Origin of the sequence: Limnospira fusiformis SAG 85.79 (genome assembly GCF_012516315.1) — a bacterium.
GTDB classification, from domain to species: Bacteria; Cyanobacteriota; Cyanobacteriia; order Cyanobacteriales; family Microcoleaceae; genus Limnospira; species Limnospira fusiformis.
This window is the reverse complement of the sequence record NZ_CP051185.1, coordinates 6305968-6320245: the sequence shown is the minus strand read 5'-3', so window position 1 is coordinate 6320245 and position 14278 is coordinate 6305968. Positions and strand designations below refer to the sequence as shown.

At 44.1% G+C, this 14278-nt stretch carries 16 protein-coding genes; 3 read left to right on the top strand and 13 right to left on the bottom strand.

Annotation, left to right across the window (positions count from 1 at the left end):
* Window positions 1-110 precede the first annotated feature (110 nt).
* Window positions 111-680, top strand: coding sequence for an REP-associated tyrosine transposase (locus HFV01_RS29630; RefSeq protein ID WP_046318755.1), 570 nt, complete (start codon window positions 111-113; stop codon window positions 678-680).
* Between the two features lie 181 nt (window positions 681-861).
* On the opposite strand, the gene HFV01_RS29625 is transcribed toward HFV01_RS29630, so the two are convergent.
* From HFV01_RS29625 to HFV01_RS29600, 6 genes are all read right to left on the bottom strand, one after another.
* Window positions 862-3705, bottom strand: coding sequence for a DEAD/DEAH box helicase (locus HFV01_RS29625; RefSeq protein ID WP_233497509.1), 2844 nt, complete (start codon window positions 3703-3705; stop codon window positions 862-864).
* A gap of 140 nt (window positions 3706-3845) precedes the next feature.
* Window positions 3846-5489, bottom strand: a complete 1644-nt coding sequence (locus HFV01_RS29620; RefSeq protein WP_193520698.1) for a hypothetical protein — start codon at window positions 5487-5489, stop codon at window positions 3846-3848.
* Window positions 5486-5860: a hypothetical protein gene (locus HFV01_RS29615; RefSeq protein WP_318286065.1), complete on the bottom strand. Its 375-nt coding sequence runs from the start codon at window positions 5858-5860 to the stop codon at window positions 5486-5488. The genes HFV01_RS29620 and HFV01_RS29615 overlap by 4 nt, the downstream gene beginning before the upstream one ends.
* 32 nt (window positions 5861-5892) lie before the next feature.
* Entirely contained in the window at window positions 5893-9300 is a 3408-nt protein-coding gene (locus tag HFV01_RS29610; RefSeq protein ID WP_193520697.1) for a CHAT domain-containing protein, read from the bottom strand.
* A gap of 126 nt (window positions 9301-9426) precedes the next feature.
* Entirely contained in the window at window positions 9427-9831 is a 405-nt protein-coding gene (locus HFV01_RS29605; RefSeq protein ID WP_193520696.1) for a type II toxin-antitoxin system VapC family toxin, read from the bottom strand.
* Window positions 9828-10037, bottom strand: coding sequence for a transcriptional regulator (locus HFV01_RS29600; RefSeq protein WP_193520695.1), 210 nt, complete (start codon window positions 10035-10037; stop codon window positions 9828-9830). Before HFV01_RS29600 ends, HFV01_RS29605 begins: the two co-directional genes overlap by 4 nt.
* A gap of 183 nt (window positions 10038-10220) precedes the next feature.
* On the opposite strand from HFV01_RS29600, the gene HFV01_RS29595 reads away from it, so the two are divergent.
* Together HFV01_RS29595 and HFV01_RS29590 are read left to right on the top strand one after the other, a co-directional pair.
* Window positions 10221-10445 carry a DUF2281 domain-containing protein gene (locus HFV01_RS29595; protein ID WP_318286064.1) on the top strand — a complete coding sequence of 75 codons (225 nt, stop codon included), beginning with the start codon at window positions 10221-10223 and terminating at the stop codon, window positions 10443-10445.
* Complete coding sequence (locus tag HFV01_RS29590; RefSeq protein ID WP_193520694.1) at window positions 10445-10831, top strand: type II toxin-antitoxin system VapC family toxin; 387 nt, start codon at window positions 10445-10447, stop codon at window positions 10829-10831. The genes HFV01_RS29595 and HFV01_RS29590 overlap by 1 nt, the downstream gene beginning before the upstream one ends.
* 153 nt (window positions 10832-10984) lie before the next feature.
* On the opposite strand, the gene HFV01_RS29585 is transcribed toward HFV01_RS29590, so the two are convergent.
* The 7 genes from HFV01_RS29585 to HFV01_RS29555 form a co-directional block, all read right to left on the bottom strand.
* The gene (locus tag HFV01_RS29585) at window positions 10985-11185 is read right to left on the bottom strand and encodes a PIN domain-containing protein (RefSeq protein WP_318286063.1); all 201 of its coding nucleotides are present in this window, start codon (window positions 11183-11185) and stop codon (window positions 10985-10987) included.
* 62 nt (window positions 11186-11247) lie between these two features.
* Entirely contained in the window at window positions 11248-11532 is a 285-nt protein-coding gene (locus tag HFV01_RS29580) for a UPF0175 family protein (RefSeq protein ID WP_081587669.1), read from the bottom strand.
* Between the two features lie 191 nt (window positions 11533-11723).
* The gene (locus HFV01_RS29575; protein ID WP_318286062.1) at window positions 11724-12053 is read right to left on the bottom strand and encodes a HEPN domain-containing protein; all 330 of its coding nucleotides are present in this window, start codon (window positions 12051-12053) and stop codon (window positions 11724-11726) included.
* Window positions 12053-12421 carry a nucleotidyltransferase domain-containing protein gene (locus HFV01_RS29570; RefSeq protein WP_035760019.1) on the bottom strand — a complete coding sequence of 123 codons (369 nt, stop codon included), beginning with the start codon at window positions 12419-12421 and terminating at the stop codon, window positions 12053-12055. Before HFV01_RS29570 ends, HFV01_RS29575 begins: the two co-directional genes overlap by 1 nt.
* A gap of 577 nt (window positions 12422-12998) precedes the next feature.
* Window positions 12999-13301 carry a helix-turn-helix domain-containing protein gene (locus tag HFV01_RS29565; protein ID WP_193520692.1) on the bottom strand — a complete coding sequence of 101 codons (303 nt, stop codon included), beginning with the start codon at window positions 13299-13301 and terminating at the stop codon, window positions 12999-13001.
* Between the two features lie 13 nt (window positions 13302-13314).
* Window positions 13315-13608: a type II toxin-antitoxin system HigB family toxin gene (locus HFV01_RS29560; RefSeq protein ID WP_006622881.1), complete on the bottom strand. Its 294-nt coding sequence runs from the start codon at window positions 13606-13608 to the stop codon at window positions 13315-13317.
* A 290-nt stretch (window positions 13609-13898) separates the two neighbouring features.
* Window positions 13899-14087, bottom strand: coding sequence for a hypothetical protein (locus HFV01_RS29555; protein ID WP_193520691.1), 189 nt, complete (start codon window positions 14085-14087; stop codon window positions 13899-13901).
* Between the last annotated feature and the right edge of the window lie 191 nt (window positions 14088-14278).

Below are 14278 nucleotides of genomic sequence, written 5' to 3'. Positions count from 1 at the left end.
GAAGAAACCGGGTTTCTAGACCTCTCGAAAAAGAAACCGGGTTTCTAGACCTCTCTTGCGCTAAAATTTAACGGAGTTATAAAAGTTGAAGTTGTGGGAGTTGATTGGAAATGCCACGTCGCAAAATTGTTTTTGAAACGGGTCATTACTACCATATTTATAATCGAGGTAATAATCATCAAATTATCTTTTTTACCCAAGACAACTATATTCATTTTTTGCGCCTGATTAGAAAATATTTGGTTGAATCTAATGTGGCTGATATTATTGCTTATTGTTTGATGCCTAATCATTATCATTTATTGGTATATTTGAAACAGAATTGTTTTTCTGAGGTGATGCAAAAATTTAGCTTGTCTTATGTGAAAGCAATTAACAAGCAGTATGACAGGGTTGGCGGTTTATTTCAAGGTAGATTTCAAGCGATCGCTGTTGATAATGATGAATATTTATTCCATTTAACACGATATATTCATTTAAACCCAGTTAAGGCTAATTTGGTTAAAAAACCCGAAGATTGGGAGTTTTCTAGCTATCCCGAATATCTCCAATTGCGTGGGGGAACTTTGCCGAAAATTGATGGGGTGCGATCGCTTTTTAATTCGGTGAATGATTATCAGTCTTTTGTCGAAAGTCATATCCAAACCTCATCAATTCAGCACTTACTACTTGATGAATAGAAGCTAAAAGAAACCCAGGGATAAGAAACCCGGTTTCTCAAAGAAACCGGGTTTCTCGGCTTCTCAAGGATAAGAAACCCGGTTTCTCAAAGAAACCGGGTTTCTCGGCTTCTCAAGGATAAGAAACCCGGTTTCTCAAAGAAACCGGGTTTCTAGACTTCTCGACAAAGAAACCGGGTTTCTATGCTTGCTGAATCACAAAAATTAACTTGAGATAAGGTTCGCTTTCCGTAGTCATTGACAACTCTACCCAATCGCGATAATCTTGGAATATCTTGTCAATTTTATGGCGTTCTTTCTGCTGTTTATCCTGCTTCAGATTAGCCGAAATATTATCACTTTCCCACCGCAACTCTAACTGTTCCACATGATAGCCTTGCAGCCTTTCCAGGCGTTCCCGTTGTGCCTCTAACTGAGGATTTAACTGGTCTTGAAACCGTTGCCTTTCCTGCTGAAGATATTGCCGCGCTTGCTGAATAGCCGGACTCCGTAAAGGGAGTAAATCATCAATATTAACCGTCCCGGAATTGGGCAACTCATGCAGTCCTAATTCCGTGCGTTTCTGAGTTTCCGCAAAGGGTTCAACCCGCTGAAATTTCCCTTGTTTAAAGATAACCGAAACCCAGCGATTTAGGACGGAAGTTCCTCGGCGGTTGGGGAAACTACCAAAGCAGATAAAAATCACCTCATCGGATTCTAATCCCTGAGATAATTGTATCACAGGTGCTTGATGTCTGCCAAAATAAAATAAACAGCGATCGCTAATCCATTCTACCAAAGGATGCAATTCCCAAAGGTATTGAACAGCCGACCAGTCCGCGTCTTCGGTTCGCGCTTGTTCCATGGCCCGCATCATATCTTCGGGGCGATCGCTAAGATATAATAACCGATTATCCTGGGGTTGTATTTCTTTAGGAAGGCGATCGTAACGGCTTTTTAGCTCTTGAGGAAGTTGCAATTCAATAAACCCTTCATCTTCGTTAATTTGGAGATTATGAACCGGACTGGTCTGGGAATTAATGAACCTTAAAGCCGTAGCGGTAAACTGAAAAATCGACGGAAATAGACTTAACAAACTCCCCGTTTCCACCAGAGGTTCACCCTGGCTAGAGTCCATGGAAACCCCCTCATCAGTATCCCCAGACTCCGACTCAAACCAGCTAAAAATATCGACATCTCCCTCTCCCTTGGCGTTGCGGTCTAACTCCTCGGCAAAATCCGCCGCCGACACTCCGCTTTCAATAGCAGCAGCGGTCAAATTTTCTTCTTTTTCCGGGTCAAATACCCCCATAAATACGGAAGGATCGCCAATATTTTTAATCGCCTGTTCATCCTTAGTTAAAAGTACTTTAATAATACGCTCCACCTCATCCATACGTTCAACCTGGGAGCGAGTCAGCAGATAGCGAATTTCCGGTTTTCGAGTTTGTCCGTAGCGGTCGATCCGTCCGTTTCGCTGCTGTAAAGTCATCAACGACCAAGGGATATCAAAGTGAATCAATTTATGGCTAAGATAGTGCAGGTTTAACCCTTCTGATGCCACTTCCGTAGCAATTAAAATCCTCACCGGGGAATTTTCATAGCCAAATTTCTCGACAATTTCCACTTGGTCAATATCTGCCATACCCCCATCTAAACGAGCGATCGCCTCTGGTTTTAAGCGCAAGTCTTGGGGTAGTTCCGCCTCCAGAAACCGCAAAGTTTCCAAACGTCCGGTAAAAATAACCAAGCGGTCTTTGGGGTCTTTTCCAGTCCACTGAAACTCAGTTTTAATCAGTTGGATAAGTCGCTGATACTTAGAAAAACTCCCCTGATCTATTGCCGCCAAACCTGCCGCCAAATCAGTCAATTCTGCCTGGTCTAATTCCGTGGAGATATCCAGCTTTTTCTGTAAAGTTTTCAGGCGATTTTGCACGGTTTCCAGACCCGCAGCCGGACTAGATAAGAATGCCTTTAGGAGAGTAGTTTTAAATAGCTGTCCGGCACTTTTGCCTCGGTCAATACTGACCAATTGCAAATCGTGGAGTTTCCGAAAAACCGCCTCTTCTGGGGGGGAGGCGATCGCTTCTACAGGTTCCACATTCCGTTCAGGGATACTTTGGTTTAAATCCCGCAAAACATCTTTTTTAAACCGCCGCAAATAGAGGTCATGGATATCATTTTTAGTGTAGTTACTTTCATTAGCGATCGCCGTCGGATCTAGCATATTCATCAAACTAGCAAAACTCTCCGGTTTCCCGTCATGGGGAGTAGCGGAAAGCAAAATCAAAGTATCCGAACGAGTAGCTAAACGTTCAGCCAATTTCGCCCGCTGCGAAGCCGACTGACCCTTACCTCTGCGGGCGACATTATGGGCTTCATCAATTATAATAATATCCCAGTGAGCCTGTTCCAAATAACTGCGATATTCCCGGTCTTGTTTGAGGGTATCAATAGAAATAATTGTCCGGTCATAATAGTGAAAAGGGTTATGATTTCCCGGAAGTCGCGATCGCACTCGTTGAATTTCCCCAGAGTCCAAACGCACCAAAGGAATAGTAAACCGCAGCCAAAACTCCTTTTGAAACTGCCCCATCATTGACTTAGTAGTAACCACTAAAATCCGGCGACCTTTCCCCCTCCCAATTAACTCAGTTACCAGGATACCACATTCCAGAGTTTTACCCAACCCCACCGCATCAGCAATTAACAAGCGTTGGCGAGGCATTTGTAGGGCTTTAGTCGCCGGAATAAGCTGATAATTCAGGGCATCCATAGCGGCTTTATGTCCCCAATAAATCCGCCCATCTTCCGGGATAGTTTGCTTTAAATTCGCCTCAACAAATAATAAACTACGGACATAACCAGAAGTTTCATCAATAACCAAATGAGTCTCTTCGGGTTTCAACACTTGTAAACCCCGTTTCCTGTCTTTTTTTTCCAACTCTTCCAGGAAGCGAATACGACGACCCCGGAGAAATTCCGACACTCCCACTGCTTCAATAATGCGATCGCCATCAGAAGACAGGGCCACAGATTTAACCAACCATTCAGCATCCCGGCAAAGAATTCGTGCCCCTGGAGCAATATCTGTTAACATATTTTAGCTTATTATTACACCATATTTTCCGAAAATTAGTTTAGCATAAAACCCTCCCAGAAACCGAATTTTTTGACTCCCGCTGTTTAATTGGAAGACGATCGCCTTTTTTTCCCAAACTTAATCAATGCGATCGCCAAGAGTACCCCTAACCCAGCACAGGCGAAACTCAGCAAGACAGCAATAGTAAAAGGATGCACATTATCACCTCGATTATCAGACCAGGGAAACGTCATTTTCTCCTGAAAAATTAACGCCGAAGTCGAAGCTACAATCGCCCCCACCCCAATACCCCAGCCAGCGATTTGGATTTGATGTTCCAAAAGGCGATCGCGTTCCGCTTGGTCAATTTCCACCAAACCGCGAATCGTGTTAATTGCGGTATCTAACAGGCGTTCTCCTTGTTGCAGATAAACCAAATCCGCTTTTATTTGTTCCTGAAATGTGCCAAAAATATGATTGGCTTTATCCCGCCAACCCGTCAAATCACTGTTACTTTTGACCTCCATGCGGGTGAGAGTATTAAGATAATTATTCCGATTAATGGCGATCGTATTCTCAAACGTCACCAAACTCCGCATTCGTTGAGAATACCGCAACGATAAATCCAACAAATTCTTAATTTCCTTTTTCAAAGACCTTAACTCTTCCTCCGACAAATCCGGCGGAACATCCGTCGCAATATTAGGCGGAAAAGTCCGAATCGTCTTTTCTATCGTTTTAATATCCTGATTAGCCTTACTATATTCCCCCCGACTGTCTATGTAATTTTGGCAAATCTTGCGCTCATAAAAAAACAACTCCGGTAACCACCACTGAACCCCATTAATTTTCTCTTTACTCTCCTCCGAAAATAGCAGCAAAATCATAATCTTTCCGTAGGGATGGGGACTATAAATATCCTGATATTCATACAGAAATCCCCCCAAAAACTCTCGACTAGCCCAGAAAGGCGGCGCTGGTTTTTTCGGGTCTGGTTTTAACAGGTTTTGTAATAGTTCATCGGCTAATTTTTTCCCCTCCTCCAAAGTCCCTGGGCGAGAGTCAATAAAACCACTAAACAGCATCGTTGTTCCCCAAGAGGCGTGTTTGAGATGAGTTTGCAGCGGTTCATCTAGGCTTGTTGACGTTCCCGCAAAAAATGACTTTGGGGGGCTTAATTTCGCAATATCTGAGAATTTTACCCCATCTTTTCCCAGTTTTTGGGGATGGAAGATGTGCAATAAAAAACTATAGCTATCATTCAGATATTGAGGATAGAAAAATCCCCGATATTTGGGCGGTAAATTAACTCGTTGAATCCCTATCTTGCCCGGATTATTTATGATTTGAAAAAATAGATTATTGCCATTAGTTAAATAATCAAAATCCGACCTAAATAGATATTCCTGGATGACATCTTCTAGGGTCTTTCCACTCAGATAATTATGCCAATCAATCAGAATTTCCAGGACAATTATTCTCAGTTTAATCCACCATACAAGTCCCCTAATTGTCTGAATATACTGAAACCAATTATCAAGAATTGCCCACGGGGATAAAATCTCTTTTTGTAAGTTTTTCACCAGAGAATCCACCAACCCATAATCTGCCAATAACTGGAGATAATAAACAATCATTGACCTGAGAGGCAAATCCTGATCCGTGTCTTGTAGGTTGGTGGTACTTAGGATTTTTAAATGATAGGTAAACAAGCGGATTTCTGGGGCATAAATAACCTTATCTTTCATGATGATTGCTGCTGGTGCTGCTGTTGAGATTTATCGATAGTTTCCTGCACAAATCGAGTTGATAAGTTAGTCAATTTAATTTCTTCCTCCGTTGCCACATCATCTGGGTCTTCATACTCATCGATCGCATCAGCTTGGACGGGGCGGAGTGCTTGGAGGATTTCACGATATTGGTGGTTTTTACACCATTTTGCGATCGCTCGTGCTATAGTTTTAATATCATCATTAGCTGAGGCGAGGTTGGCTTTCAGTTCCTCCAAAGTTTCCCAAGCCGTGGGGGGAATAATCGCACTCTCGGGTTTTTTACTTTCTCGATGCAGAAGCAGTAAAAAAGCCCGCACAATCCGTTCATTTTCAGATGTTGGCATCATGGTTCGACCTCATCATGGCTCAATTCTCCCCATTATAAACCCGTTGCCGTAAACGCAGACCAATAACAAGCCTCCGCAAACGGGGGGTCATCAAATAAAATCAAACGGTCTTCCACTTCTTCCACTTCCTCCGGGGTCGCCTTCTGCTCATGTTTTAGCCAGTCGAGAATATCATCACAAGATACCCCCCGCAACCAAGTTTGAGCCGCTTGCAAAGCCACTGTCACCGAGGGATAATCCGGTAAAATTTGATAGAGGCGCAGCGTCACCAGAGTCGCCGCCAGTTCATCCACATTCCAGAGACTGGCGACCACCGTTCGCGCTCCGGCGTAGAAAAACGCACTGGATAATCCCACATAATCATCAGTGTGGGAAGTTTCCACCAAGCCAGTTTTGCAAGCCGACAGCACCAGCAGGCGACAGAGGGGAATATTAAGACGGTTGAAAATATCCAGAAAGGTCAGCTTTTCCTGATTTGCCAGTCTCAGATAGGCGTTGAGGGGGTTGTTTTCGTCAAATTCCCCGTGACAGCCAAAGTGGACCGCGTGACTCTGTTCCAGGAAGGTTTGGGTCTGGGGTTGGCTTAAATTCTCCTGGGTAGCTTTGTGGCGACGCAAGACTTGATGGGGGCTGAATTGGCGCAATAATAGTTCCACCTCCCACTCGGCATAGTTCAGGTCTTCCGTCGGGTTTTGAATCGCGAAAAAGGGGACGGTTTCCCGGTTGAGGGGGGGACGCTGCTGGAGGGTGTTGAGAATTTGACAACTGGGGGCATATTGCACGGGGAACCCGTCTTGTAGGGGTTTGCCCTCACCCCCAGCCCCTCTCCCAGCGCGGGAGAGGGGAGAAGAGGGGACGGGGAGCGCGTGGAGGGGGATGAGGTGCAGTTCCCGGTGGGGAATCAGGATAAGCTGTTTAATCTGGGATAAGTCACCCAGAAGGCGGGGGAGTTGCAAGGCGGCGCTGAGGGTTTCCAGGCGTTGGGGGAGTTGCTGATTCCAGGAGGGTTGTCCGTAGTCGCTGCGGTAGTCGCTGATGGCTTCGTCGAGGTGTTGGCGGTCTGTGGCGTTGAAGGGGTGGGGGGTAATCTGGATTTGGTCGTTTTCGCGGGTGACGAGGAAGGCGTAAAACCCGGAGTCGGCTTCGGTGGGGAGATACCACTCGATGAGGGCGGTTTGAGGGGGGAGGAGGCGGCGCAAGTCGGGGAGTTGCGGGGGGACTTGTTGGGTGAGGGTAAAGTTGGGGTCGTCGAGTTCCGTGAGCAAGTCTTGGAATTGCTGGTTAGCGGCTTGGAGTTGTTGGCGGATGAGGGTTTCCGGTGAGGGTTGGTTGGGGTGCTTCTCGGTGGTGGGGGTGTTGCTGGAGGGGTAGGCGAGTTGTTGTTGGTAGATGGCGATTTGACGGCGCAAGTCGCTGATGCGTTGTTTTTGTGCGTCGGTGGCGTTTTTGGGGTAGAGGTGGGCGCTGTCGAGGAGTTCGATCAGGGTGCGGGATTTACTGCGTTCGACAGTGAGCAAGGCTTGGGCGTAGTCTTGGTGGTTGATGCAGGCTTGCACCATTTTTTGATAGATATCGAGGGAGTTGGCGATGAGTTCCCGTTTGGTGGCTTCGGAGGTGGCCCAGTAGCGGCTTTGTTCGATGGCTAGGATGGCTTGGTTGTAGCCTTCGATGGCGATTTCCCAGTTTTGGAGGTCGTAGCCGAGGTTGCCGAGGTTGCTTCCGGTTCCGAGGCAGTTGATGGGGAAGGAAGAAGGAGTATAGATTTGTAAGGCGGCTCTGTAACAGATCGTAGCAGCTTCGACTTTATCTATTTCCACATAGGCATTGGCCAAGTTATTTTGAGTCGTTGCCCATTCATAGGGAAATGCATTCTGGTTATAGATGTCTAATGCAGATTCAAAAGCAGCTATTGCCTGTTCTATATTACCCACAGTTGTTCCCTTAATGCGGTCACAATAGGCGTTGCCTAAATTATTTTGAGTCTGTGCCCATTCGTAAGGAAAAGAGATACGAGTACGAACTACTAATGCCGATGTATAGAAAGCAATTGCCTGTTCTAAGCTGTCCGCTTGATCTTCGCCCATTAAGTTACTGTAAGCAAGCCCCAAGTTATTTTGAATCAATGCCCATTCGTAAGGAAAGGCTTCACGGGTATGGACTTTTAATGCCTCTTTATAGGCAATAATAGCCTGCTCAAGATTATTCGCACGCTCTCCTTTAATGCGGTCTGAGTATGCTGCACCCAAACCAATTTTAGCAATTGCCCATTTTTCAGGAAAGGTAGTACAGGTATAAATTTTTAAAGCAGATTGAAAGGCGGCAATAGCATATTCTAAGTTGTCCACGCGCTCTCCTTTAATCCGGTAATAGTAGGCCGTACCCAAGTTATTTTGAGTCATTGCCCAATCTTCAGGAAAAGAAGTAAAGTCATAAACATCTAAAGCAGATTGAAAAGCGGCAATAGCATATTCTAAGTTATCTGATTGTTCTCCTTTTATGCGGTTTCTATAGGCAAGCCCCAGATTATTTTGGGTCGTCGCCCAATCGGTTGAATAGTCTTCGCGGGTAAGTATTTCTAATGCCGCATTATAAGCAATAATAGCCTGTTCTAAGTTGTCTATTCGCTCTCCTCTGATCCGTTCTCTATAGGAATTACCCAAGTTATTTTGAGTCAATGCCCAATCTTTTGGAAATGATTCACGAGTATGGACTGCTAATGCCTCTTTATAGGCAACAATAGCCTGCTCAAGATTGTTCGCCCGCTCTCCTTTAATGCGGTCTGAGTAGGCAGTCCCTAGATTGTTTTGAAGTTTTGCCCATATTTTTTCGTGTCTTTCTTGTGTGAAAACAGTTAAGCTGATTTCATAGCTTATAATTCCAATTTCCAGATTATCCGCTCGACTTCCCAATGGAAACTGCTGAATTAAATTAGCAAATTCACCAATTATTGCGGCAAATTTAATCAATTGATTGTTGTTATGTTTTTTCAAAATTTGACTCGCCAAAATTGGCAAAATATCATACAAATTTTCATTCAATTTATCGAGGTTATGTTGAAGCACCGGATAAACCACCGTGGGATTGCCATGACTATCTTGAGTAGCTTGCAATACTTCTATTAAAAACTTGAAATAGTCTTCCGGCGTGGGGGAACTTCGGATTTCCATAAATTCATCGCCATCTTCATCTGAATTGAGATATTCCTCCACCTCTTGAACCACATCCCGTAAAAACGCCGCCGTACTTTCCTCCCCCTCCTCCTGTAACCGTTCCGCCAGCACCTCGCACACTCGCACAAATCCCTCATCCAGCAACTCCAGATGATCGTCGAGGATTTGCAATTCCTCCCCACTCGGACAGTCGAGGAGTTGTTGAATCAGGGAGAAATAAGCCTGGAATCGCTGTTCATCCATAGCCACACACCGGGTAGGGGATACCATCCCGATTTTACACCATCCCCGCGACTGAGAAACCGGGTTTCTTTGTTAAATTTTTGTTAAGAACCAGAGATGCTGCTAGAAACCCGGTTTCTTTCCCCTCAACCCAGTCTCAGAACACCGCTTAACTTAGGGACTGATGAGGAGAAGTTCAGGGAAATAAGTTTGATAACGGGTGGTATCACGAGTTAGCAGGGTGTACCCACACACAAGCCCATGAGCGCCGATATAGAAATCCGGTAAAGGCGATCGCCTCACTCCACCTCGGCGACGATATTGCCAAAAGGCTTGACCCGCTAAAAATGCCGCCTCATAAGGTAATCCGTCTCTCTGAAAAAAGCTATAAGATAATACCGATTCCACTTCCGTTACATCTTTAAAACCAATGGATACTTCTGCATAAATAATAGGGTTGATATGCAGTGTTCCAGTTTCAGCGCAATCAGCTAGTTGCGCGGCTGACCAGTCAAACCAATGGGAATCTTCAGTTAATACATCCAGAATCACATTACTATCTACGAGGAAATCCGTCATTCTTCACCCCGCGTTAAATTCAGAATCTCATCAGTAGTCATATCCCCTGTGGCTTTTCCCCGCAGATTTGCGATTAACGTTGCTCCTTTGGGTGAGGTGTTTTGATACCGCCAAGCTAAAAAGTCTAAGAATAGTTTAGCTTCTTCCAGGGCGGGTTGGGGGAGGTTACGCAGAATCGCTAAGATTTCAGTTTCGGTGGTTACCATGATGCAACAGCTTCAGGATAGTATCTCCATTTTACCCCATCCCCATAACTGAAAAACCGGGTTTCCTTGTTAAATATTTGTTAAGAAACAGATACTTGGCGAGAAATCCGGTTTCTTTTCCCAGACTTTTCCCCTTTCCCCTCCCAAAATAGTATAATCAAAGAAATACCCAAGTTGAGGTAAATGATGAGTCCCCTCCTAGAAAAAGTCTTAGCAGAAGTCACCCAACTCGATCGCCAAGAGCAGTTGCAACTCGTCTCCTACTTAATTACCCAGTGGCAACAACAGCCAAACCTATTTGTAGATCCAAAAATCAGCCGTAAAAATTTATTTGGTTGTATGCAGGGCAAAATCAAGATTGCCGAAGACTTTGACGCCCCCCTTGATGATTTTGCTGAGTATATGTAATGAAATTATTACTAGATACACATATCTTGATTTGGCTGATAGAAGGCAACCCAAATCTTAGCCAAACCGCAAGGGAAGCGATCGAGGATGAAAGCAACACTTTGCACCTAAGTATTGTTAGCCTCTGGGAAATAACCATTAAAACCAGCCTCGGTAAACTCGAACTGGCAATCCCACTAGAACAAATTGTAATCAATTTTATCCTTCCCAGCGGTATTCAAATTCTCCCCATTCAGCTTTCGCACTTATTGATATTACAAACGTTACCCTTCCATCATCGAGATCCGTTCGACCGATTATTGATTTCCCAAGCCAAATCTGAAGGTTTAACCTTGGTATCAGAAGATGGTATGTTTGAGCAATATGAAGTAAAAATACTTTCTTAGTTCATCTCATACCACCCTCCACCGAGACTCACAAACCTCCCAGAGACCTCCCATAAACCGGGTTTCTTTAGAAAATATTTGTAAAAGAACAGAGACTTGGCTAGAAACCCGTTTTCTTTTCCCCCACCCCAAACGCAGAATTTTATCACTTTATCATTCCCCAGCAGCCGCTAAAACCTCTCTATATAAATTTGAGCCAATCCGAAAATTAGCCTCCCAGATTAAACTATCCATAATCGGTCTAATCTGAGGAATCAAACCCCGACGCTTTGCTACTAGCAAAATTCCTAATAATCCGGTAATCGACAACCCCAAATTGATTGCTTCCCTTCGTCCTAACCGTTCATTAATCAATCATTCTTCTGCTTTCACTTCCAATGCCAACCCACTTAACGGAGAAGTATCACTCACAACAATCATAGCCATCCCTTAGCCGTTAAATGCTGGATATCCTCCTGCAATTCCTCGACATCGTAATGAATATTAATGCCCCTCTCTGAGAGAATCTGTTGGAATCTAACCTGCGAGATATTCAGTAACTCGGCTGCCTTACCCAAGCTGATTTTTTCCTGCTGAAACAGCAATAATACCAACTCGATAATTAACTCTTGTTCAGAAAGTCCACTAGCCTTAACAATGTCTGCGGAAATCACTAGACTCATAATCTTGATTTTACCTCTTCCGTGGTTAGCATGGTGCATTTCAGGATATTACCCCCATTTTACCCCATCCCCGCCACTGAGAAATCCGGTTTCTTTGTTAAATTTTTCCTTACCATCTTGAAACAGGGTTTCTTGCATCCCTCACTTCTCCCCCCCTAACGGAGAAACCTGGTTGCGCTCATTCTCTCATTTTACCCCTAAATTATCTCAAAAACCCAGTTTCTTGCCCTTTAACCCTCCTGATAATTCTCAAAAAAATCCATGAAACTTTCAGCTATTTGAATCTGTACCCTCACCTCAGATGCACCAATGCCAACATCTAAATCATAATCACTACGGTTTCGCAAATCCTGGGCATCAATCAAATATCTGTGAAATTCTCGAAACCTTTGATTATCCTTGGCAAATTCCCGACCAAAAGCACTGATGACAGCAGAATGGCTCGAAAAACTTAAATCCTTACGGAGCCAAAATGCACAAGCCACATAAAACATCGCATAATAGGCACGAGACATTGACAGTTCAGACAGGTTATTTTCTAACAATAAACTTGCCCCCACTAAACTCCGCCGCGCCTTCTCCCACAATAACCGCTGTTCATCCTTGATAAATCAATTCCCTCTCGATGAACATTCAGTAAAAAAGGACTTTTTTCATGATTAAACCGAAAATCCGAAATAAAAGCACGGGAAATAACCGTATCATACCTTAAAGATAATTCCTGAATAAACTCACTCGTCCTCTCAATTTCTTGAGCATAATCAAAACCCTGCCTCAGAACAATCAATATATCAATATCAGAATCAGGTTTGGCTTCCCCTCTCGCCTGAGAACCATATAAGACAATTTGACTCACGCGATCGCCATAATGTACCCCAAACCAACTTTTAATTAACTCGATAATTTCCGATAAATTTTGATGTTTCATTACACAATATTCATCCCTAGCCCAAAAGGTTGATCGAGAACAATGATTAACCGCTCTCCCAAAGCTGATCGATGGTAGCTTAACCGCATCATCCGCCAAGTATCTAGGTAAGGAGTTCTCGAATCCGCGAGAGATAAGACTGCGATCGCTTTTCATCCATAGCCACACATGGGGTAGAGAATACCATCACCATTTTACCCCATCCCCGCCACTGAGAAACCGGGTTTCTTTGTTAAATTTTTGTGAATAAACAGAGATACTGCTAGAAACCCGGTTTCTTTTCCCCCACCGAGACTCACAAACCTCCCATAAACCACCCAGAAACCGGGTTTCTTTCCTAAACCTTTGTTAAAGAACAGAGATGCTACTAGAAACCCGGTTTCTTTGCCCTAATCTAAGTAATCAAGGGTGTTCTGGGTTCAAGATGATAAGTAAAATTGATAGCAGATTACACCCGTTGCGGTAGGGGCGAAAAATTTTTCGCCTCTACAATTTTGTATTCCCTGCAACCAATCCCACCCTATAGAAGACCCGTGGCTTTTCCCCGCAGACTAGCCCTTAAATTTGCTCCTTTTCCTCAATTCTCCATTATCGATTCATTTAAAGCCTCTTGAATCACCTGCTCACTTACCCCGCGCCGCTTCAATCCATCAATAAAACTTAAAACAGGTGGCTGGCGACTTTCCAGATAGTATAAAATAGCCTCATAAGGTGATGGTAACTCAATGGGATGATGTTGTTCTTCATAGACTTCAATCAGGGCTGTCAGAACCTCAAGCCTATCCCCATCATCCGTATTTATAGGCGCATCAAATAACCGTTCAACCTCTGCTAAAGCTTCACGATAATCCGCCTCAGTTTTAATGGGTTTTAATTTCATGGGTTTCACCTCTTTAAATCGTGGTTGCATCAATATTATCATAGTCCTTATGAGTACCAATAAAGCGAATAAAGACAATCCCCAAATCATAACGAACATGAACAATTATCCGGTAATTGTTTCCTTTTATATTAAAAACCACCCGATTATTAGGAAGAATACTGGCATTACCATAAATCGCTTTAATATCTGCTGGGCTTGTCCAGTTCATGCTACGGACATCCTGAAACCAAGCCTTTAATGGTTGTTCAGCATCGGCGTGCAACTGCCAAAACTCTCGTAATGTACTGCGAGCAATAATCCTCACAACAACGTTTTCCCTCAATCATTAATCATCAATTGCAACGCAATAGCTCAGGATAGCACCCCCATTTTACACCATCCCCGCGACTGAGAAACCCAATTTTTTTCTTAAATATTTGTGAAGAAACACCAGATGCTGCTAGAAACCCGGTTTCTTTTCCCGCCTGCCATCCCCTTGTGACTGGAGACTAATCGGCATCCTTAAATCAACTCCGATAGACATCCCGACGATGCCTCACGCGCACAATCCGAACCACCCCAGCCGCCGACTTCTTAAACCGGACAGCATACCCTTCATTTGCGATTCGCTTCTGCCTGGATGTCTTGTTTTAACTCCTCCCAAGACACCTCCTCCTCCTGCTCACGAGCATGAGCCACCAACACATCATAGAAATCTTCCCATAACTCACCCCACTCAGCCAAATCAATTAATACCGCCTGTTTTTCTCCGGCTTCATTCACCACAAATTTAATTCCTTTCATGACTATTTTTCCTCATAAATTAACCCAGCGAAATCAATCAATTGCCTAATATTCATGGTGATTTCCTGGGTAACAATAGAGATTTTATTTGGGTTTCCCACCATGACGGAGATAGTCCCCCCTCCCAGACAACTCCATCCCATTGGCACAGGTAAGGAGTTCTTGAATCAGGGAGAGATAAGACTGCACTC